A 22,182-nucleotide genomic window follows, 5' to 3' on the forward strand; every position below is an offset into this window, starting at 1 on the left:
CGCAGCTTGTTCATGTCGGGCACGGCGAGTTCGGCCACGGCGGCTTCGTCGCGCACGTTCTTGGCAAAGCGCGGGCCTTCGCCTTGGGCAAAGGACAGGCCCAGGCCCATGGCGTCGGGCACGGTGAGGATGTCTGAGAACAGGATGGAGGCGTCCAGCGGGTAACGCTCGAGGGGTTGGAGGGTGACCTCGGTGGCGAAGTCAACGTTGGTGGCCAGGCCCATGAAGCTGCCGGCCTTGGCGCGGGTGGCGCAGTACTCGGGCAGGTAACGGCCGGCTTGGCGCATGAGCCAGACGGGGGTGTGGTCGGTGGCCTGGCGCAGACAGGCGCGCAGGAAGCTGTCGTTTTGGAGAGGGGCGAATGGGCTCATCCCCTTATTGTGGCAGGCCGCGATCGGGGTTTGGCGGGGTCGCTGGAGGGCCGATTTGCGGGCTCAACGCGCCGCCAGCCCCTGCAAAGCATTTTGCACTTCCGTCACGCTGGGCAACTCCGACAAGAGCACGGGCGTACGATTGGGTGCATACAGCGCATAGACCGGCACACCGCTTCTGCCCAGCGCCGTCAGGGCTTGGGTGATGGCCGGATCGCGGCGGGTCCAGTCGGCCCGCATGAGGACCACTTGGCGAGCTGCAAAGTCGGCCAGCACTCGGGCATCGGCCAGGGTGGTTTTCTTGTTGTATTGGCAGGTGACACACCAGGCGGCCGTGAAGTCCACAAACACCGAGCGGCCTGCAGCCTGGTGGGCTTGGAAAGCGGCTTCAGACCATGCTTGCCATACGGGGGCGTTGGCTGTACCGCTCCCGGAAGCTTGGCCAGTCCTGGCTGCGCTGGCGCTGGCCACCGGTTCTGCCGGTGCTTCGCGCAAAGCCTGTGGTAACCAACTGCTGCCCAGCCAAAGCAAAGTGACCAGGGCCAAACCGCTCAATACCCAACGCGTGCGACCGCTCAAGCCTAAGGCCCACACCAGCCAAGCCACGGTGAGCAACAAGGCCAAAAGGCCACTGGCACCGTCGATGCCGGTTTGCTGGCCCAGCACCCACAGCAACCAAATGACGGTGGCGAACATGGGGAAGGCCATGGCTTGGCGGAAAGTCACCATCCAGGCCCCCGGGCGTGGCAATGCGCGGGCGATGCCCGGCCACCAGCTCGCTGCCAGATAGGGCAAAGCCATGCCCACGCCCATGGCGGCAAACACCATGAGCGCTTGCCATACGGGCAGCGCAATCGCCAAGCCCAAAGATGCCCCCATGAAGGGCGCGGTGCAGGGCGAGGCCACGGCCACGGCCAGCACGCCGGACAAACCGGCGTTCACCGTCGGGTGGCGGCTTTGCAGTGTGGCCAGGCCGCTGGGCAGCATTTGCCCAAACTCAAACACACCGGCCAGGTTCAGACCCAGCAGGGTGAACAAGAGCGCCAGGCCCGCCACCACGGGGGGCGATTGCAATTGAAAGCCCCAGCCCAATTGCTCGCCTGCAGCCCGTAAGACCAGCATCAGGCCGCCCAGCAGCATGAACGACAGCACCACACCCACGGTGTAGGCCAGACCCGCTGCACGGTGTTGGGTTTGCGAGGTGTTGGCCTGCGCAAAACCCAGCACCTTGATGGCCAAGATGGGGAACACGCAAGGCATGAGGTTGAGCAGCAAGCCACCTGCCAGTGCGCCCAAAATGGCCAAGGCCAAGCCCAGAGCGGTGGTGCTGGAGGCCGTTGGTTTTTCTGCAAGCCGGGCATTTTCGGCCAGCGCCTTGGCAAGGGCCGGCGAGATCTCGGCGGGGGCGGTTTGTGTCAGTGCGGGCCAAGTGCCGATGACCGGTGTTTCAAACTCAAAAGCCGGGGCTTTGGGGGACGACTCGGGTCCGGCAGCGATCACCCAGCGCATGCTTCGTGGGCTGTCGCCACGCTCCTCAGACACCGGGATTTGCGCGCCCCAGACCGCGCCTTGCCATTTTTGTGTCCAGTCTTTGCCTTGCACGGCTGCGTTGTGCACCACGTTGGGCGTGACCGGGAAGGCGCTGAGCATCTGGCCGCGCCAGTGGGCGGGCAGACCTTGCACTACCAAGCGCAGGTTTTTGCCGTCCTCCGACAAGGTGGTCTGCCCAGCCATGGCCTCTGGCCCTTCAGGTTGCTGCTGAGCGATTTTTTGAGGGCTTTGGCTGCGGGCTTTTTCAAACAAGGCCGCATGTGGCGTTTGTGCTGTGGCAGAGGTCAGACTCAGGGCCAATTGCCCCTCTTGTGGAATGCATTCTTTGCGACACACCAACCAATCGGCTTGCAGCTGCACAGTCAAGGGGGCGTTGGCTGGAAATTTGAAATCCGATGACACCGTGATCGGAACGGTCAACAGCAAACGGCCTTCGTAGCCATAGTTGGCCAAGGTGCCAATCGGAAACTTTTTAGGCACAGGCCAGGCGATGTCACCCGCTTGCAAACCAGCGGGCAATTGCCATTGCAGGCGCGTGGGCAGACCGGAGTCGCCGGGGTTTTGCCAATAGGTGTGCCAATCGGGCTGGTGTTCGATTTGCAGGCCGAGCCAAAACGTCTGACCCGCTTGGAGGCCTTGGGGGGCGTGCACCAGCAACTCGGCCCGCACCTGTTCGGTACTCACCACGGGGCGTGCACCCGACAACAAAGCACTGCTGCCAGAAGTGCTGGAGACGGCCGAAGTGCCCGGTACCGCGGGTTTTGTTGAAAACAGCGCACCACTTTGAGCCCAGCTTGGCGCGGGCCATGCCATCAAGACGCTGATGCAGGCAAGGGCCCAAACAGCAGTCCAAGCCTGCAAGCGGGTCCAGTCACGAGACATCCGGGAAACTTTCACAACAATCCTTCAAGGGAGCCCCACACTTTAGTCGGGGCGCTATGGGAGAGGCACTGTACACGCCCCGGCTCCATTAAGATGCCAAAGATGCAAAACCCTTCACGTCTTTGGGCCGACTGGACCACCACCGATTTTCAGACACAGGCGCTGGATCGGCTGATTGCCGTTTTACCTGTGGCCGCTACCGAGCAGCATGGGCCTCACCTGCCATTGTCTGTGGACACCGACTTGGTCAACGGCGTGGTACAGGCCTGTTGGCCTCACTTGCCCGCCGATTTGCCCGCTTTGTTTTTGCCCACCCAAAACGTGGGCTTGAGCCCCGAGCATGCGCGTTTTGCAGGCACCTTGACGCTCAAGGCCGAAACCGTGATCCGTTTGTGGACCGACATTGGCGAGTCGGTGGCGGCCAGCGGCGTGAAAAAACTGGTGCTGCTCAATGCCCACGGCGGTCAAGTGAGCGTGATGGACATCGTGGCGCGTGACTTGCGCGCTCGGCTGGGTATGTTGGTGTACAGCGTGAGTTGGTTCAATTTGCCTTTGCGCGATGCGCAGGGCGGTGATGCGAACGCGCTGTTCAGCGCCGAAGAGCACCGCTTTGGCGTGCACGCCGGCGACACCGAAACATCGATGATGCTGGCGCTGCGCCCTGACACCGTGCGCATGGCACAGGCGCAAAACTTCCGTTCGACGGCGCAAGACCGCGCGGAGCGTTTTGAGATTTTGGGCAATGGCAAAAGCGCCAAGCTGGGCTGGCAAATGCAGGACTACAACCGCCACGGCGCAGCGGGCAATGCGGCTGCGGCCACAGCACCCAAGGGCCAAGCGCTGGTGGAGGCTTCAGGCCGCGCTTTGGCGCAGTTGTTGACTGAAATCGACCAACTGCCGCCCACCACCTTGCGTGAGCAGATTGGCTGAGCCTGGTGTGGAGGCCGAATCGGCTTGCCGGACGGGCTTGAATTCGGTGCAGGGTTTCAAAAAGTCGGCAACACCAACTTGCAGTCATCCCGGCTGACGTTGCGCGGGTGCTCGCGAGTGGCGTCAATGCAGCCGCCTTCGGCATAAACCCCTTGGGGGTCGCGCATGCGCACCATGCGCTCCAGCACCTGCTGGCGGGCCTGCGGGTCGCGCTCTGTTTGGGCCACATGCTGTTCAACCACCGACTCGTCCATGACCAATTGACCCTGGTTGTCCACCCTGGCGCCGTGCCGCCAGTGGAAAATTTCAATCGCTTTGGATTCCAAGGTGAACGGCCGATCGCGCTGCCAAAAGTTGCTGAAGAGCCCACCCCCCATGTAGATCACCCAGGAGCCTTCGTAGCCCTCGATGTCGGACGAGCGCTCGTCGGGGTTGCGAAACCACAGCCGATCGCCGGGCACATAAAACCGGCTGGGCAAGGGCGCTGCCATGCTGCCGTATTCGATCAAAAACACATCGTGGAACTGCCCTGAGCGAACCGCGTGCCGTTCGTTGAGTCGCTGCAGATCGGCCAACAAGGCGGGATGGTGGGCCGCCAATTCTTGGGCGATGCCCAACAGAATCACGTATTCGGTGGCGCGGTAGCAAGAAAAATCGTACAGCTTGCCCGTGGCTTCGGGCTGGGTGGCGGCCACCAAGGCGTCGATCAGCGGGCGGCCAGGGTTCAGGATGAAGCCAGGACCTTCTTGGTAACGCCAGTCGGCTTCTGGGCGTTCGGCCGCTTCGGTTTTGAAAGCCAGCGCAGTTTTGCGGGCGGCCAGCACCATGTTGCGCCTGACCCTGATGTGCGACTGCAGGGCGGCGAGGTTGGCAAAGCTGAAAAGGTGGGGCGAGCCCAGCAGGGCCACGGCAATCTCACGCTCCACCGTCCACTCGGGTCGGTCGTCCTTGGTCTGGCTGAGCCTTTGGTGCAGGCCCAGGGTGTCGTGGCCGGGCATGAGTTGTTCAAGGGCGTTGGGCTGCAATGTGCAATGCACCGACCAGCCACCCTCAGGTCGGTCAAGCGTGACCGATTGGGCCCAGGTAGGGAGTTCAAAACCACCCCACCAAGCGGCCAGGTCCATGGCCAAAACTTCGGCTTCATTCGGGGTTTGGGCCCTGAGCGCGATGCCGCCTTGGGCATGTCCAGGATCTGACCTGGTGGGAGAAAGATTCATCCAGGTGATTTTGCCCTTGAGTTTTTGAGGTTATGCCTAGGGATTACGCGCAAAGCATGTGCACCCGTGCATTCACTCAGGCAAAAGTGATCCAACTTTGGTGTGCGTCGCTGTCCAGGTGGGGCAGCGTGTTGTAGGTCAGCAGCATGTGCCGCTTTGGGGTGAACACGAACTCGGTCAGTGCCGTGTTGCGGATGCGCAGGTTCAACTCGATGGTGGTTTCGGGTGGAGTGCCCAGCACGCGGCCCACGGCCGTGGAGATGGGGCCGCCGCTGGACACGATCATGACGTCACCCGAGTGGTTTTGCCGCACATGGTCGAGCGCCGCTTCGATGCCGCCCACGAAGTCGGCGTAGCTGGTCATGCCGCGCGGCTGGGTGCGCCCGGCCATCCAGGCCTGCAGCGCATCGCGCAGCAGCCGGAAATGGTGGCGGTACAGCTCGGGCGTGTCGGGTTTGGCCAGCGGTTCGGGGTGGATGGACTCGATCAGCGCCTGACTGTCGTATTCGTTCAGGCCCGGCCACACGGCCGGGGTGTGCGGCAAGCCTGCGCCTTCGGCAATGCCTTCCCAGGTTTGGCGGTGGCGCTTCAAGCTGCCCATCATCACCGCCTCGATGGGTTTGTCCTGCAGTTTGGGCCGCAGGTATTCACCCAAGCGCACCGCTTGCTGGCGGCCCAGCGGGCTGAGTTGATCGTAGTCATCGGCCCCGAAGGAGGCTTGTCCGTGGCGGACCAAATAGAGTGTTCCCATGGGCTGCGATTGTGCGCAGCCCGGGGGCTTGCGCCTGTCGCTGGGGTGATCAGAGGGTGACGGCGCCCTGGATGCAGCCGACCACATCGCCGCCCACCCAGACCTGGCCTTGTGCGTCTTTGGAGAGGAACACTTGGCCTGCACGCCCCAGCGCCGTGCCTTGGCGGGCGCTGTAGCGGGTGGGCATGTGGCCCTCGGCCATCAGCCATTGGGCGAGTGAGGCGTTCAAACTCCCAGTGACCGGGTCTTCGGCGATGCCCACCGGGGCGGCAAAGGCGCGCACCTCCAGATCGGTCGGGTCGTTGGCGACGCGGGTGGACGGCGCAAAAGCGCGGGCCTCGCGGTTGGCGCGGCGGATCAGGCCGTTTGCTGAGTGGTTGGCGTTGGCCTCACGTTTGGCCGCCACACCGACCTTGGTGTTCAGGCGTTTGAGCGCCGCGTGGTCAGGTTCTAGCGCGAGCAGGCGGTCCACCGAGTTGATCAAAAGGCCCAGCCAGTGCGGGCCGTTGTTCAGGTCTTGCGCGGCCAGCACTTCATCAACCTGCAGGCCCAAAGCCGCCAATACCTCGGCCAGCCGGGCTGGCGCAGGCGTTTGGCGCTGCAAGGGCGGCGCGGCAAAAGCCCAGCGGCCATCGACCGACTTCAAGCTGACCAAACCCACACCACATTCCTGCACCAAGTGGCTGCTTTGCCGGGGTTGGCCGCCGGCTTGAAGCCAGGCGTGGGCCGTGCCCAGTGTGGGGTGGCCCGCAAACGGCAACTCAGCACCGGGTGTGAAAATGCGCACCCGGTAGTCGGCCCCACCTGCAGCGCCTTCGGGCGTGGGCGGCAACACAAAGGTGGTTTCGCTCAGCTGTGTCCAGGCGGCAAAGGTTTGCATCTGCGCGTCGCTCAGGCCCGTGCCGTCCAGCACCACGGCCAGCGGATTGCCCAGAAAGGCGGTGTCGGTGAAGACGTCGACTTGTTGGTAGGCGCGGGTTCTCATGGCCTTGACTTGAGGTGAAGGGATCAGAGCGATTCCCGAATGGCTGCAGCCAACGCGATCATGCCGGTGTTGATCTGGTCCACCGTGGCCGTCACAAACGACAGGCGCAGGGTGCTTTCGCTCGCGTCTTGGGCATAGAAGGCCGAGCCCGGCACAAAGGCCACGCCTTTTTCAACGGCTTTAGCCAGCAAGGGGATGGCTTTCATGCCCTGGGGCAATTGCACCCACAAGAACATGCCGCCCACCGGGCGGTTCCAGGACAGGCCGAGGCCCGCCATTTCGCGGTCGAGTGCGGCCAGCATGGCTTCGCATTGCTGTTTGTACAGGGCGCGGATGGTGGGCACGTGGCGCTCGATGAAGCCGTCTTTGAGCACCTCGGCCACCACGCGCTGGTTGAAGCTGGGCGTGTGCAGGTCGGCCGCTTGCTTGGCTTGCAAGAGTTTGGGGTAAAGGGCCTTGGGCGCCACCAGGTAGCCCAAGCGCAAACCGGGAGCCAAGATCTTGGAGAACGAGCCCAGGTACACGCTGCCCTCGGGGTGGCGTGCGCTGAGCGAGGGCGCGGGGGGCGCGTCAAACCACAGGTCGCCGTAGGGGTTGTCTTCGATGATGGGCAGGCCAGACTCGACAGCCACTTGCGCCACGGCGGCGCGGCGTTCTTCGGTCATGGTGCGGCCGGTGGGGTTCTGGAAGTTGGGCAGCAGGTACACAAAGCGGGCCTTGTCCGCACCCGTGCCCACTTTGGCGCGCAGGTCGGCCGCATCCACGCCATGGTCGTCGCTGTTCACACCCACAGCCACCGGCTCCATGGGGGTGAAGGCTTGCAGGGCGCCCAAGTAGGTGGGCGTCTCCACCAGGATGCGGCTGCCCGCGTCGATCAGGATCTTGGCCACCAGGTCCAGGCCTTGTTGGCTGCCGGTGGTGATCAGCACCTGGTCGGGGCTGATGTGCATGCCCTGCTTGAGCAGGTCTTGGGCGACCCACTCACGCAAGGGGCCGTAGCCTTCGCTGGCGGCGTATTGCAGGGCCGCTTTGCCGTCATCCTTGAGCACGCGTTCGCTGGCTTCGCGCATGGCATCAATCGGGAAGGTCAGTGGCGAGGGCAGGCCGCCCGCAAAGCTGATGATGCCGGGCTTTTCGGTGACTTTCAGGATCTCGCGGATCACCGAGGGGTTCATTTTGTCGGCACGTTGGGCCAGCGTCCAGTTCATTTTTTGCTCCATTGTTTGTCTTTATCGGGTGACTGGGGTGTTGGCCATGCGCCGCCCCATGAAGACGGTGAGCACGACCAGCAAGGCAAAGCCCAGCGTCATCGCATCCAGCGATTCTCCCAGCAAAGGGATGGCGGCCAAAATGCTGATGAAGGGCTGCAGCAATTGCAGCTGGCTCACACGCAGCGGACCGCCCAGGGACAGGCCGCGAAACCAGGCAAAAAAGCCGGCCCACATCGAAAACACGCCGACATACAGCAAGCCCAGCCAAGAGGTGGTACCGATCGGCTGGGTGGGCCAGGTGAGCCAGGTTCCGGGCAGGGTGATGGGCAGGGCCATGACGCAGACCCAGCTGATGACCTTTTCAGCGCCCATGCTGGCCGTGACTTTGGCGCCCGCCACATAGCCCAGTGATGCGGCGACCACTGCGCCGAGCAGCAGACTGTCGGCCCAGGTCAGGCCAAAACCGTGCCCCATTTGTGCCGCCCGCAGCACGCTGTAGACCGCAACCAAGCTGCTACCCAGAGCTGCGAACACCCAGAAACCCCAGCGTGCGCGTTGGTGCATGAGCCAAGCGGCTGCTGCGGCTGTGGCCAGAGGCAACAAGGCGGTGATGACGGCGGCATGGCTGGCCGTCACATGGCGCAGCGCCCAGCCCAGCAGCAGGGGGTAGCCAATCACGTTGCCTGCCAACGATAAATACAAGGGCCCGCGTTGCGCAGCCAGGGGCCAGGGCGCTCGCACGGCCAACAGGTAAATCGCCGACAGCACGCCCGCCAGTGCAGCGCGTCCCCAGGTCACAAACCAGGGCGAGAGTTGCGGGGCATCGACCGTACCGGTGGCCAGGCGCGTCATGGGCAGGGTGAGCGCAAAGATCACCACGCCCAGCAGGCCGAGCCACAGGCCTTGGGTTTCGCGTCGTTGCAGGGTTTCGCTCATGGGGCGTTTAAAGTGGCCGTTTAAAAGAAGCGTTGCGTTTGGCGGTCAGTCGTTTGACCACGCCTTAGGCGGCGTTTGGGCGCAAGCCGTTCAATATCCAAAATGCTGTGGTCATCAGCGCTATCGACATGCAGCGGTTGAACATCAGCAAACGGCGCCCGTGTGCCAGCCAGTGTCTGAGCATCGAACCGGCCAAGGCATAGGTCAGGTTACTCAAAAAACCATAGGCCACCATGATGGGCAGGAGCACCAGTGTGCGGGCCGTGGCATCCTCTCGCCCGGCGATCCAGCCCGCCACGATGGCCAGGGCCAGCATCCAGGCTTTGATGTTGAGGAATTGCAGCCCAACACCCTGCACAAAGCCCACTTGGAGCTTGGCGCTGTCGGCTTGCTGCAAGCTGCCGCTTTGCCACAAACGCGAGGCTAGCCACAGCAAATAGCCCGTGCCCAAGGTCACGATGCCCCAGCGCAAAGGTGGAAAGGCCACCACCAAACCACCTAAGCCCGTGGCGCACAGCGTGAACAAGATGCCCCAGCCCACCGGCACAGCACACACAAAGCGCATGGCCCGGCGCAGGCCGTGGTTGGCAGCCATGGCGGTGGACAAAGTGGTGTTGGGCCCTGGCGTGAAACTGCTCACGGTGGCCAGCACCAACAGAGCGCTGAGTTCTGAGGGGGTCATGCTTTGGAATGTAGGGCCAAACGGCCACTTTTCAGGTCACCGCTTCGACACAGAAAGGCCAATTCAGCGTGCCGACAGCACTTCCCAGCGCTCCATGGCCGCCAACAACAAATCATCAATTTCAGTGTCGCGCCTGAAGAGTTGTTGTGCCAGACCTGGATCACGTTGGTAGACGTTGCCATCGGCCAGTTGAGCGCGGGTTTGGGTTTGCTCTTTTTCCAGAGCTTCGATCTTCGCGGGCAATTCGGCCAATTCGCGTTGCTCTTTGTAGCTGAGTTTGCTGCGTGCGGGCGCAGCGGCGGCTTGAGCGCTGGTGGCTCCCGAAGGGCTCAAGGCTGTGGACGTGTTGGCGTTTGCAGCGCCGTTTTTTTGTGTGGCTTGGGCCCGAATGGTTTGTGCGCGTTGGGACTGGACCAGCCAGTCTTGCACCGAGCCCTCGTATTCGCGCCAGAAGCCAGGCTGGTCCGGAGCGCTTTCGCAGGCAATGATGCCGGTGACCACGTTGTCCATGAAGGCGCGGTCATGGCTGACCAGAAACACGGTGCCTTCGTAGGTTTGCAAAAGCTCTTCGAGCAGCTCGAGGGTTTCGATGTCCAGGTCATTGGTCGGTTCGTCCAACACCAACACGTTGGCCGGGCGTGCAAACAAGCGCGCCAGCAGCAAGCGGTTGCGCTCACCGCCAGACAGCGAACGCACGGGCGATGTGCCGCGAGCCGGCGAAAACAAGAAGTCGCCCAGGTAACTTTTGACGTGCTGGCGCTTGTTGCCGATCTCGATCCACTCGCTGCCGGGGCTGATGAAATCCTCGAGCGTGGCATCCAGGTCCAGTGCGTCGCGCATCTGGTCAAAATAGGCCACTTCCATTTTTGTGCCACGGCGAACTTCGCCGCTGTCGGCTTCGAGCTCGCCCAAAATCAATTTAAGCAAGGTGGTTTTGCCCGCGCCGTTGGGCCCCAGCAAGCCAATTTTGTCGCCGCGCAGCAAGGTGCCGGTGAACTTGTCAATGATGGTGCGCACGCTGCTGTCGGGCTGTGTGAAGCTTTTGCTCACGTCGGTCAATTCGGCCACCAGTTTGCCGCTGGGCAGGCCAGAGGCTACTTCCATCTTGACGTTGCCGACCTTTTCTCGGCGTGCAGCCCGCTCGCCGCGCAGGTTTTGCAGTCGCGTGATCCGGCTTTGGCTGCGGGTGCGGCGGGCTTCCACGCCTTTGCGGATCCATATCTCTTCTTGGGCGAGTAATTTGTCTGCCTTGGCCTGAATCACGGCTTCTTGCGCCAATTGCTCTTCTTTTTGCACTTGGTAGGCTGCATAGTTGCCAGGATATGGGCGCAATTTGCCCCGGTCCAGCTCAATGATTCGGGTCGCAATGCGGTCCAAAAAGGCGCGGTCATGGGTGATGGCAATGACGCTGCCTTTGAAGTCGATCAGCAGGTCTTCCAGCCAAGTGATGGCATTCAAGTCGAGGTGGTTGGTCGGTTCGTCCAACAAGAGCACGTCAGGCCGTGTGACCAGAGCCTGTGCCAATGCCACGCGTTTTCGCATGCCGCCAGACAAAGACTGAACAACCGCATTGGGGTCGAGTTTCAGACGTTGCAGGGTCTCTTCGAGTCTTTGCTCCCAGCCCCAACCCTCTCGCGACTCGATCAGTCCTTGCAAGGTGTCCAGGTCGCCCCGGCTGTGTGTGTAATCGTCGATCCATTGCACCACTTCAGCCAGACCTTCACGCACGGACTCAAAAATCGTGTGTTCAGGTACCAATACAGGCTCTTGTGCCACATAGGCAATGCGAACACCTTGCTGTAAGTGAAGAGAACCATCATCTGGCCGCTCCATGCCCGCCAGAATTTTGAGCAGTGAAGACTTGCCTGTTCCGTTGCGACCAATCAAACCGATACGCTCCGAACTCTCTAAAGAGAAATCGGCGTGATCGAGGAGTGCGACATGGCCAAAGGCCAGAGAAGCGTTCAAGAGTGTGAGTAAAGCCATGAACCCATTATCCGGGCTGGCCTGCAAGAAACTTTCACTTGTGCTTCAAAAAAGTAGTCAGCGACTAAAAAGTTGCGCTACAATCGAGGGCTTCGCTGCACACAAGTCAACTTTCGAAAGAATGAAGGCATGCACAGTGAAAGGTTAAGAAAAAGTGTTGTTCATGCAAGAAATTTTCGAAAACCTAAGCAAGTGCTGAAAAGTGTGCAATAATCGAAGGCTTCGCTGTAAACGAGCTGACTTTTCAAAAGTCAAGTTCAACACAGCAAGAAAGAAAACGACTTGCACCGCAAGAAATTTTCATAAAATTTGACGCAGCGATAAAAGCTGTGTTAGACTACAAGGCTTCGCTGATCGCAGCGTGGCAAGACGGGGTAGCGAGAGTTGCCTTGGGTTCTTTAAAAATATACAGCCGATAAGCGTGGGCGTTTGATGGTGATTGCCAAGTTCTTCGGAACTTAGCTTTAATTAGCTAACAAACGCTCATGAAGTAAAAAAGATGTGGAAATCAGAGATGGTGACCACGTCGATTCCAATTTATGAGTTGGTCGAAAGACCGAAAAAAATCAAGATCGAACTATAGAGTTTGATCCTGGCTCAGATTGAACGCTGGCGGAATGCTTTACACATGCAAGTCGAACGGTAGAGGGGGCAACCCCTCGAGAGTGGCGAACGGGTGAGTAATATATCGGAACGTGCCCAGTCGTGGGGGATAACGTAGCGAAAGTTACGCTAATACCGCATACGATCTACGGATGAAAGCGGGGGATCGCAAGACCTCGCGCGATTGGAGCGGCCGATATCAGATTAGGTAGTTGGTGGGGTAAAGGCTCACCAAGCCAACGATCTGTAGCTGGTCTGAGAGGACGACCAGCCACACTGGAACTGAGACACGGTCCAGACTCCTACGGGAGGCAGCAGTGGGGAATTTTGGACAATGGACGCAAGTCTGATCCAGCCATTCCGCGTGCAGGATGAAGGCCCTCGGGTTGTAAACTGCTTTTGTACGGAACGAAAAGGTTTCTATTAATACTAGGAGCTCATGACGGTACCGTAAGAATAAGCACCGGCTAACTACGTGCCAGCAGCCGCGGTAATACGTAGGGTGCAAGCGTTAATCGGAATTACTGGGCGTAAAGCGTGCGCAGGCGGTTATGTAAGACAGAGGTGAAATCCCCGGGCTCAACCTGGGAACTGCCTTTGTGACTGCATAGCTAGAGTACGGTAGAGGGGGATGGAATTCCGCGTGTAGCAGTGAAATGCGTAGATATGCGGAGGAACACCGATGGCGAAGGCAATCCCCTGGACCTGTACTGACGCTCATGCACGAAAGCGTGGGGAGCAAACAGGATTAGATACCCTGGTAGTCCACGCCCTAAACGATGTCAACTGGTTGTTGGGTCTTCACTGACTCAGTAACGAAGCTAACGCGTGAAGTTGACCGCCTGGGGAGTACGGCCGCAAGGTTGAAACTCAAAGGAATTGACGGGGACCCGCACAAGCGGTGGATGATGTGGTTTAATTCGATGCAACGCGAAAAACCTTACCCACCTTTGACATGTACGGAAGCCTTTAGAGATAGAGGCGTGCTCGAAAGAGAGCCGTAACACAGGTGCTGCATGGCTGTCGTCAGCTCGTGTCGTGAGATGTTGGGTTAAGTCCCGCAACGAGCGCAACCCTTGTCATTAGTTGCTACATTCAGTTGGGCACTCTAATGAGACTGCCGGTGACAAACCGGAGGAAGGTGGGGATGACGTCAAGTCCTCATGGCCCTTATAGGTGGGGCTACACACGTCATACAATGGCTGGTACAAAGGGTTGCCAACCCGCGAGGGGGAGCTAATCCCATAAAACCAGTCGTAGTCCGGATCGCAGTCTGCAACTCGACTGCGTGAAGTCGGAATCGCTAGTAATCGTGGATCAGAATGTCACGGTGAATACGTTCCCGGGTCTTGTACACACCGCCCGTCACACCATGGGAGCGGGTCTCGCCAGAAGTAGTTAGCCTAACCGCAAGGAGGGCGATTACCACGGCGGGGTTCGTGACTGGGGTGAAGTCGTAACAAGGTAGCCGTATCGGAAGGTGCGGCTGGATCACCTCCTTTCTGGAAACTGCAATCTAAATTGAACGCTCACACTTATCGGTTGTTGGAAGGTTGTCGCTGAGGGCTCAGGCTTTGCCTGGTCATTGGTGACCGGCTTGGGTCTGTAGCTCAGTTGGTTAGAGCACTGTGTTGATAACGCAGGGGTCGTTGGTTCGAGACCAACCAGACCCACCAATCCTTCTGAAGACGGGTGCCACATGGCTTACTAAATGGTTTGCCAGGGTGCCAAGGGCAAGACAATGGGGGATTAGCTCAGCTGGGAGAGCACCTGCTTTGCAAGCAGGGGGTCGTCGGTTCGATCCCGTCATCCTCCACCATCACTTATCGAAATGTTGAGCGGGTCCTGTCGGGGGCCTTTATTCATCTTCATTCAAAACAAAAGCGGCTTGGCAAGAGATTGCGAAGGCTGTTTTTGTGTTGATTGATATTGATCGATTGACAAGTGTCGAAAGGCACACGGCTGTTCTTTAAAAATTCATAGAGTCGAATCAGAGTTGCCAGGGGAAACCGCACATTCGTAAAGGTTTAGTGCGGACCGTGCCCCTGGTGACAATTTTTTGATTGCGTCAAAACGAATATTCAAACGACGTTTGAAATTCAAGTAATGACGAATTGTTCTTTTGATATTGGATGGAAACATCCGGTGTTGAGGAATTATTCATTTACGGCATAACGCGTCAGGTGAAAGACCTGACAGACATTCCTTGAAAACAACGATGAGGTCTCGCAAGAGAGTTCAAAGTTATAGGGTCAAGTGAATAAGAGCATGTGGTGGATGCCTTGGCAATGATAGGCGACGAAAGACGTGAAAGCCTGCGATAAGCTTCGGGGAGCTGGCAAATAAGCATTGATCCGGAGATTTCTGAATGGGGAAACCCACCCTTAGGGGTATCGCATGATGAATACATAGTCATGCGAGGCGAACCGGGTGAACTGAAACATCTCAGTAGCTCGAGGAAAAGACATCAACCGAGATTCCGAAAGTAGTGGCGAGCGAAATCGGAAGAGCCTGTTAGTGATAGCACAACTGTTAGCAAAGCGGCATGGAAAGGCCGGCCATAGTGGGTGATAGCCCCGTATGCGAAAACAGATGTGTGGTACTGAGCTAACGACAAGTAGGGCGGGACACGAGAAATCCTGTCTGAATATGGGGGGACCATCCTCCAAGGCTAAATACTCATCATTGACCGATAGTGAACAAGTACCGTGAGGGAAAGGCGAAAAGAACCCCGGGAGGGGAGTGAAATAGATCCTGAAACCGCATGCTTACAAAAAGTAGGAGCCTCGAAAGGGGTGACTGCGTACCTTTTGTATAATGGGTCAGCGACTTACATTCAGTGGCAAGGTTAACCGAATAGGGAAGCCGTAGAGAAATCGAGTCCGAATAGGGCGATCAGTCGCTGGGTGTAGACCCGAAACCAAGTGATCTATCCATGGGCAGGATGAAGGTGCCGTAACAGGTACTGGAGGTCCGAACCGACTAATGTTGCAAAATTAGCGGATGACCTGTGGATAGGGGTGAAAGGCTAAACAAACTTGGAAATAGCTGGTTCTCTCCGAAAACTATTTAGGTAGTGCCTCAAGTATTACCATCGGGGGTAGAGCACTGTTTTGGCTAGGGGGTCATGGCGACTTACCAAACCAAGGCAAACTCCGAATACCGATGAGTACAGCTTGGGAGACAGAGCACCGGGTGCTAACGTCCGGACTCAAGAGGGAAACAACCCAGACCGCCAGCTAAGGTCCCTAAAATTGGCTAAGTGGGAAACGAAGTGGGAAGGCTAAAACAGTCAGGATGTTGGCTTAGAAGCAGCCATCATTTAAAGAAAGCGTAATAGCTCACTGATCGAGTCGTCCTGCGCGGAAGATGTAACGGGGCTAAGCCAGTTACCGAAGCTGCGGATTTGCAATTTATTGCAAGTGGTAGGAGAGCGTTCTGTAGGCCTGTGAAGGTGGCGGTGTAAACCCTGCTGGAGGTATCAGAAGTGCGAATGCTGACATGAGTAGCGTTAAAGGGGGTGAAAAGCCCCCTCGCCGTAAGCGCAAGGTTTTCTACGCAACGTTCATCGGCGTAGAGTGAGTCGGCCCCTAAGGCGAGGCAGAGATGCGTAGCTGATGGGAAACAGGTCAATATTCCTGTACCGATGACAAGTGCGATGTGGGGACGGAGAAGGTTAGCTCAGCCAACTGTTGGATATGTTGGTTCAAGCCTGTAGTCGTGCTCGGTAGGCAAATCCGCCGGGCTTAGATGAGGGGTGATAACGAGGGTGCTTGCACCTGAAGTGAGTGATACCCTGCTTCCAGGAAAAGCCACTAAGCTTCAGCTTGTCATTGACCGTACCGCAAACCGACACTGGTGCGCGAGATGAGTATTCTAAGGCGCTTGAGAGAACTCAGGAGAAGGAACTCGGCAAATTGATACCGTAACTTCGGGAGAAGGTATGCCCCAATTAGGTGAACTTGAACAAAGGGAGCCGAACGGGGTTGCAAAAAATCGGTGGCTGCGACTGTTTAATAAAAACACAGCACTCTGCAAACACGAAAGTGGACGTATAGGGTGTGACGCCTGCCCGGTGCTGGAAGATTAAATGATGGGGTGCAAGCTCTTGATTGAAGTCCCAGTAAACGGCGGCCGTAACTATAACGGTCCTAAGGTAGCGAAATTCCTTGTCGGGTAAGTTCCGACCTGCACGAATGGCGTAACGATGGCCACACTGTCTCCTCCTGAGACTCAGCGAAGTTGAAATGTTTGTGATGATGCAATCTCCCCGCGGAAAGACGGAAAGACCCCATGAACCTTTACTGTAGCTTTGTATTGGACTTTGAACAGATCTGTGTAGGATAGGTGGGAGGCTTTGAAGCTGGAACGCTAGTTTCAGTGGAGCCGACGTTGAAATACCACCCTGGTGTGTTTGAGGTTCTAACCTAGGTCCATTATCTGGATCGGGGACAGTGCATGGTAGGCAGTTTGACTGGGGCGGTCTCCTCCCAAAGCGTAACGGAGGAGTTCGAAGGTACGCTAGTTACGGTCGGACATCGTGATAATAGTGCAATGGCATAAGCGTGCTTAACTGCGAGACTGACAAGTCGAGCAGATACGAAAGTAGGACATAGTGATCCGGTGGTTCTGTATGGAAGGGCCATCGCTCAACGGATAAAAGGTACTCTGGGGATAACAGGCTGATACCGCCCAAGAGTTCATATCGACGGCGGTGTTTGGCACCTCGATGTCGGCTCATCTCATCCTGGGGCTGTAGCCGGTCCCAAGGGTATGGCTGTTCGCCATTTAAAGAGGTACGTGAGCTGGGTTTAAAACGTCGTGAGACAGTTTGGTCCCTATCTTCCGTGGGCGCTGCAGATTTGAGGAAGCCTGCTCCTAGTACGAGAGGACCGGAGTGGACACACCTCTGGTGTATCGGTTGTCACGCCAGTGGCATTGCCGAGTAGCTAAGTGTGGAAGAGATAACCGCTGAAAGCATCTAAGCGGGAAACTCGTTTCAAGATGAGATCTGCCGGGGCCTTGAGCCCCCTAAAGAGTCGTTCAAGACCAGGACGTTGATAGGTCAGGTGTGGAAGCGCAGTAATGCGTTAAGCTAACTGATACTAATTGCTCGTGCGGCTTGACCCTATAACTTTGATCACACATCGTAAGGTGTGCATTGGTCAAGGAAGTTATGCCAAGTTGACGCATTCAAAAATGGCTGAAAAGCCGAAATCTGATTCGAAGCTCTATGAATTCGTTGTTTTGATTGAAAAGTCAAGACGACAACAAGTTTTGCCTGATGACCATAGCAAGTTGGCCCCACTCCTTCCCATCTCGAACAGGACCGTGAAACGACTTAGCGCCGATGATAGTGCGGATTCCCGTGTGAAAGTAGGACATCGTCAGGCTTCTAACAGCCCGAAACGCCTCACCCTCCGGTGGGGCGTTTTGCTTTGTGCGAAGCATTTCTTCATTCGCATCATCCCTCATTTTTTTGCTCCTCTACGGGTTACCCCCCGATTGACCTATTGATCATTTGCATAAATACTTGAGACCTAAAATATATAGGCCTTAATTAATGGCTTGTGTGGTCTGTAGCAAAGAGAAGCAATATGAAAATCGTGTGCATTGGCGGTGGTCCCTCGGGTTTGTATTTTGCTTTGTTGATGAAAAAGCTTGGCGCCCACCACGACATCACCGTGGTGGAGCGCAACAAGCCCTACGACACCTTTGGCTGGGGTGTTGTGTTTTCTGACCAGACACTTGAGAACATGCGCGAGTGGGACAGAGAAACCGCAGGCGAGGTGGAGCAAGCCTTCAACCATTGGGATGACATTGAGCTGCACTTCAAAAATCGGGTGATCCGCTCAGGCGGACATGGTTTTGTAGGCATCGGGCGCAAGAAGTTACTCAACATCTTGCAAGATCGCTGCGAACAGGTCGGCGTCAAACTCATGTTCGAGCAAGATGTGAATTCAGATTTGGACTTTCCCGATGCGGACCTCGTCATTGCCAGCGATGGTGTCAATTCGCGTGTGCGCAGCCGCCTGCCCGAAGTGTTCAAACCCGATATCGTCACTCGACCCAATCGTTTCATTTGGTTGGGCACCAACCGCCAGTACGACGCCTTCACTTTTTTGTTCGAAAAAACAGAGCACGGATGGTTTCAGGCGCACGTCTACAAATTCGACAAGCAAACATCGACCTTCATCGTTGAGTGCCCCGAGCACGTCTGGCTGGCGCACGGACTGGACAAGGCCGATCAAGACGCGTCCATTGCTTTTTGTGAACAACTCTTTGCCAAGAACCTGCAAGGCGAGAAGCTGATGACCAACGCGCGGCACCTGCGGGGATCGGCATGGCTCAACTTCCAGCGCGTCAAGTGCGCCAACTGGTCCCACTTCAACGGCAACAGCCATGTGGTGCTGATGGGCGACGCGGTGCACACAGCGCATTTTGCGATTGGCTCGGGCACCAAGTTGGCGCTCGAAGACGCCATCGAACTGGTGCGCCAATTCAAAGAGCTGGGTGATACAGCCGACCGAATCCCCGAGGTGCTCAAGCATTACCAGGCCGTGCGTGAAATCGACGTGATCCGCCTGCAAAACGCCGCCTGGAACGCAATGGAGTGGTTCGAGGTGTGTGGTGAGCGCTACTGTGACCAACTCGAGCCCGAGCAGTTCATGTACTCCATGCTCACACGCAGCCAGCGCATCAGCCACGAGAATTTGCGACTGCGTGACAAAGCTTGGCTTGAAGGCTATGAGGCCTGGTTTGCAGGCCGCACGGCCCAGCCAGGCGTCCGCCCGCCCATGTTCACGCCCTACACCTTGCGCTCGGTCACGCTGAAGAACCGCGTGGTGGTTTCACCCATGGCGCAGTACATGGCCATCGACGGAAGAGTGGCAGAAGACCACTTGGTGCACCTGGGCGCACGCGCCATGGGTGGCGCCGGTTTGGTGATGGTCGAGATGACCGCCCCCAGCGCCGATGGCCGAATCACGCATGGCTGTCCAGGGCTGTGGAGCGACGAACAGACCGAGGATTTCAAACGCATCACCGCCTGGGTGCACGCCAAGTCGGACGCCAAAATCGGTCTGCAAATCGGCCACGCCGGACCCAAAGGCTCCTCCTGCCGCCCCTGGCAAGGCGCGGGCATGGACCAGCCCTTGCCCCAAGATGACGCCGAAGGCAACTGGCCCCTGCTGGCGGCCTCTGCACAGCCCTATCTGCCGCACGGTGATGTGCCCCGCGCCATGAGCCGCACCGACATGAACCGAGTCACGGCCGACTTTGTGGCGTCCACGCGGCGCGCAGCTCAAGCCGGCTTTGATTGGCTCGAACTGCATTGCGCGCACGGCTACCTGTTGTCGAGCTTCATCAGTCCCCTGACCAATCAGCGCACCGACGACTACGGTGGATCGCTCGCCAGCCGACTGCGCTTCCCGCTCGAAGTGTTCGCTGCTGTGCGCTCCGCCTGGCCGGATCACCTGCCCATGTCGGTGCGCATCTCGGCGCATGACTGGGTCGAAGGCGGCATCACGCCCACCGATGCGGTCGAGATCGCCCGCGCCTTCAAAGCCGCTGGGGCCGACATGATCGACTGCTCGTCAGGCCAAGTCAGCGCCCAGCAAAAGCCCACCTACGGCCGCATGTACCAAACCCCGTTTGCCGACCGCATCCGGCAAGAGGCCGGCATCGCCACCATCGCGGTGGGCGCCATCTCTGAGGCGGATCACGTCAACAGCATCCTGGCCGCAGGTCGCGCCGATCTGTGTGCCGTGGCCCGCCCGCATCTGGCCAACCCAGCCTGGACGCTGACCGAAGCAGCGCGCATCGGCTACAAAGACATCGCTTGGCCCCGCGCCTACGCGTCGGGCAAGCCCCAGCTTGAAGCAGGTTTCGCCCGCGAGCGAGCCCAGCAGACCGCCAGCAAGGGGGATTGAGATGGCCCAAGAACTGCAAGGTCGCCACGCCCTCATCACCGGTGCGGGTGCAGGCATCGGCGCTGCCATCGCGCTGCAGTTGGCGCAAGCGGGTTGTCGCCTCACGCTCTGTGGCCGTTCGCAAGACACCCTGCAAGCCCAGGCCGAAACGTTGCGCGCACAAGTGCCCGAAGTGGCGGTGTTGATCGCGCCCATGGACGTGGCCGATGAACACGCCGTTCAAGCGGCGGTGCAGGGGGCGCAAGCCCGCTTTGGCCCTGTCAATATCCTCATCAACAACGCGGGACAGGCGAGCAGCCAGCCCTTTGCCAAGACCGATGCCGCGCTCTGGCAGCAGATGATCAGCGTCAACCTCACGGGCACCTACCACTGCATCCAGGCGGTGCTGCCCGGCATGCTCGAAGCCGCCAAGTCTGGCACCCCTGGGCGCATCGTCAACATCGCCAGCACCGCAGGACTCAAAGGCTACGCCTATGTGAGCGCCTATGTGGCGGCCAAGCACGGTGTGGTGGGTTTGACCAAAGCGCTCGCGCTTGAATTGGCGCGCAAGGGCGTGACCGTGAACGCCATTTGCCCCGGTTACACCGAAACCGACATCGTGCGCGAAGCGGTGCAAAACATCGTGAGCAAAACTGGCAAGAGCGAAGCCGAAGCGCGCCAGGCTTTGGCCGCCAGCAACCCGCAGCAGCGTTTGGTGCAACCGAACGAAGTGGCGCAAAGCGTGCTGTGGCTGTGCGCTGCAGGCAGCGACGCCATCAACGGCCAAGCCATTGCCATTGACGGTGGGGAGTTGGCAGGATGAACAGCATGACCGACATGGAAGTGCGTGCCCATGCCGAGCACCACGCCTCACTGCGTTTGTGGTTGCGCCTGCTGTCATGCACCACCCGCATCGAAGACACGATCCGTCAGCGCTTGCGCGAACAGTTTGGCATCACACTGCCGCGCTTTGACCTGATGGCGCAACTGGAGCGCGAGCCGCAAGGCCTGTCAATGAGCGAACTGTCGCGCCGCATGATGGTGACGGGTGGCAACGTCACCAGCATCGTGGACCAGCTGGAAAAAGAACAACTGGTGCAGCGTCAGACGCAAGTCGGCGATCGCCGTTCTTTCACCGTCAGTTTGACCAGCGCCGGAAGCGAAGCGTTTGCCGCCATGGCCTTGGCCCACGAAGGCTGGGTGGTCGAGCTGCTCTCGCCGCTGGCCGAGCCAGAACAAACACAGTTGCACCAACTGCTGGGCACCTTGAAGTCCGGCACACGCACCCCTCAAAAGGAGAAGACATGACCCAACGCTACCTGCCCGGTCAGGCGCATCAGCTGCCACGCCACAACCAGCCTCTGGCGGGCTATCAGCCTGCGCATTTTTTGCTGTCCGTCAAAGACGGCGTCGCCACGGTGAGCCTGAACCGCCCCGAGCGCAAGAACCCGCTGTCGTTTGATTCGTATGCCGAACTGCGCGACTTCTTCCGCGCATTGGCCTACGCACCCGACATCCACGCGGTGGTCATCACCGGGGCCGGGGGCAACTTCTGCTCTGGTGGCGATGTGCACGAAATCATCGGTCCCCTCACAAAGCTCGACATGCCGGGCCTGCTGGCCTTCACCCGCATGACGGGCGACTTGGTCAAAGCCATGCGCGCCTGCCCGCAACCCATCATTGCCGCCATCGATGGCGTGTGCGCCGGGGCCGGCGCGATTTTGGCCATGGCGTCTGACTTGCGCTATGGCACCGAGCGCAGCAAAACCTATTTCCTGTTCAACAAGGTCGGCCTTGCCGGGTGCGACATGGGCGCTTGCGCATTGCTGCCGCGCATCATTGGTCAGGGCCGTGCGAGCGAGCTGTTGTTCACCGGGCGCGGCTTGGGCGCGCTGGAGGCCGAGCGCTGGGGTTTTTACAACCGCGTGTGCGGCGCAGAAGAAGTGCTGAACGAGGCACAAGCCATGGCTGCCCAACTGGCGTCTGGCCCCACCTTTGCCAACGGCATGACCAAGAAGATGCTGCAGCAAGAATGGAACATGGGCGTGGACGAAGCCATCGAAGCCGAAGCCCAAGCGCAGGCCATCTGCATGGCGACCAACGATTTCCACCGGGCCTACCACGCCTTCGTGGCCAAGCAAACGCCCATCTTTGAAGGCGACTGAGC

Annotated in this window: 14 protein-coding genes, 2 tRNA genes and 3 rRNA genes; 10 read left to right on the top strand and 9 right to left on the bottom strand. The window is 58.8% G+C overall.

Annotated elements, in window-relative coordinates; translation table 11 throughout:
- The coding region (locus B472_RS12555; protein WP_304598332.1) for a uroporphyrinogen decarboxylase family protein at positions 1-371 on the bottom strand (371 nt) is incomplete at its 3' end.
- Between the two features lie 63 nt (positions 372-434).
- On the bottom strand, positions 435-2,804 hold the full coding sequence (locus tag B472_RS12560) for a protein-disulfide reductase DsbD (protein WP_019427170.1): 2,370 nt from the start codon (positions 2,802-2,804) through the stop codon (positions 435-437).
- A gap of 102 nt (positions 2,805-2,906) precedes the next feature.
- Here B472_RS12560 and B472_RS12565 point away from each other — a divergent pair, with 102 nt between their 5' ends.
- Positions 2,907-3,734, top strand: a complete 828-nt coding sequence (locus tag B472_RS12565; RefSeq protein WP_019427171.1) for a creatininase family protein — start codon at positions 2,907-2,909, stop codon at positions 3,732-3,734.
- A 56-nt stretch (positions 3,735-3,790) separates the two neighbouring features.
- On the opposite strand, the gene B472_RS12570 is transcribed toward B472_RS12565, so the two are convergent.
- The 7 genes from B472_RS12570 to B472_RS12600 form a co-directional block, all read right to left on the bottom strand.
- Entirely contained in the window at positions 3,791-4,951 is a 1,161-nt protein-coding gene (locus B472_RS12570; protein WP_040505970.1) for a lipoprotein, read from the bottom strand.
- Between the two features lie 76 nt (positions 4,952-5,027).
- Complete coding sequence (locus B472_RS12575; RefSeq protein WP_019427173.1) at positions 5,028-5,702, bottom strand: histidine phosphatase family protein; 675 nt, start codon at positions 5,700-5,702, stop codon at positions 5,028-5,030.
- Positions 5,703-5,751: 49 nt separating this feature from the next.
- Positions 5,752-6,687, bottom strand: coding sequence for a PhzF family phenazine biosynthesis protein (locus B472_RS12580; protein WP_019427174.1), 936 nt, complete (start codon positions 6,685-6,687; stop codon positions 5,752-5,754).
- Between the two features lie 23 nt (positions 6,688-6,710).
- On the bottom strand, positions 6,711-7,895 hold the full coding sequence (locus B472_RS12585; RefSeq protein WP_116798677.1) for a PLP-dependent aminotransferase family protein: 1,185 nt from the start codon (positions 7,893-7,895) through the stop codon (positions 6,711-6,713).
- 21 nt (positions 7,896-7,916) lie between these two features.
- A complete protein-coding gene (locus tag B472_RS12590; protein ID WP_019427176.1) occupies positions 7,917-8,834 on the bottom strand; it encodes a DMT family transporter in 918 nt (305 codons plus the stop codon).
- A gap of 64 nt (positions 8,835-8,898) precedes the next feature.
- Entirely contained in the window at positions 8,899-9,516 is a 618-nt protein-coding gene (locus tag B472_RS12595) for a LysE family translocator (protein WP_019427177.1), read from the bottom strand.
- A gap of 63 nt (positions 9,517-9,579) precedes the next feature.
- Positions 9,580-11,502, bottom strand: a complete 1,923-nt coding sequence (locus tag B472_RS12600; RefSeq protein ID WP_019427178.1) for an ATP-binding cassette domain-containing protein — start codon at positions 11,500-11,502, stop codon at positions 9,580-9,582.
- A 574-nt stretch (positions 11,503-12,076) separates the two neighbouring features.
- Here B472_RS12600 and B472_RS12605 point away from each other — a divergent pair.
- The 9 genes from B472_RS12605 to B472_RS12645 all read left to right on the top strand — a co-directional run bounded on the left by B472_RS12605 (position 12,077) and on the right by B472_RS12645 (position 22,180).
- A 16S ribosomal RNA gene (locus B472_RS12605) occupies positions 12,077-13,607 on the top strand.
- Between the two features lie 97 nt (positions 13,608-13,704).
- A tRNA-Ile gene (locus B472_RS12610) sits at positions 13,705-13,781 on the top strand.
- A 67-nt stretch (positions 13,782-13,848) separates the two neighbouring features.
- A tRNA-Ala gene (locus tag B472_RS12615) sits at positions 13,849-13,924 on the top strand.
- 431 nt (positions 13,925-14,355) lie between these two features.
- A 23S ribosomal RNA gene (locus B472_RS12620) occupies positions 14,356-17,235 on the top strand.
- A gap of 150 nt (positions 17,236-17,385) precedes the next feature.
- A 5S ribosomal RNA gene (rrf, locus tag B472_RS12625) occupies positions 17,386-17,498 on the top strand.
- The 16S, 23S and 5S rRNA genes sit together here with 2 tRNA genes alongside, the layout of an rRNA operon.
- 204 nt (positions 17,499-17,702) lie before the next feature.
- Positions 17,703-20,036, top strand: coding sequence for a bifunctional salicylyl-CoA 5-hydroxylase/oxidoreductase (locus tag B472_RS12630; protein ID WP_019427179.1), 2,334 nt, complete (start codon positions 17,703-17,705; stop codon positions 20,034-20,036).
- Between the two features lies 1 nt (position 20,037).
- Positions 20,038-20,838 (top strand): SDR family NAD(P)-dependent oxidoreductase, encoded by an 801-nt coding sequence (locus B472_RS12635; RefSeq protein ID WP_019427180.1) that lies wholly within the window; start codon positions 20,038-20,040, stop codon positions 20,836-20,838.
- A complete protein-coding gene (locus tag B472_RS12640; protein ID WP_019427181.1) occupies positions 20,835-21,323 on the top strand; it encodes a MarR family winged helix-turn-helix transcriptional regulator in 489 nt (162 codons plus the stop codon). Before B472_RS12635 ends, B472_RS12640 begins: the two co-directional genes overlap by 4 nt.
- Positions 21,320-22,180 carry an enoyl-CoA hydratase family protein gene (locus B472_RS12645; RefSeq protein ID WP_019427182.1) on the top strand — a complete coding sequence of 287 codons (861 nt, stop codon included), beginning with the start codon at positions 21,320-21,322 and terminating at the stop codon, positions 22,178-22,180. The genes B472_RS12640 and B472_RS12645 overlap by 4 nt, the downstream gene beginning before the upstream one ends.
- Positions 22,181-22,182 lie beyond the last annotated feature (2 nt).

This window comes from Limnohabitans sp. Rim28, assembly GCF_000293865.2.
In the GTDB taxonomy this organism is placed as follows: domain Bacteria; phylum Pseudomonadota; class Gammaproteobacteria; order Burkholderiales; family Burkholderiaceae_C; genus Limnohabitans_A.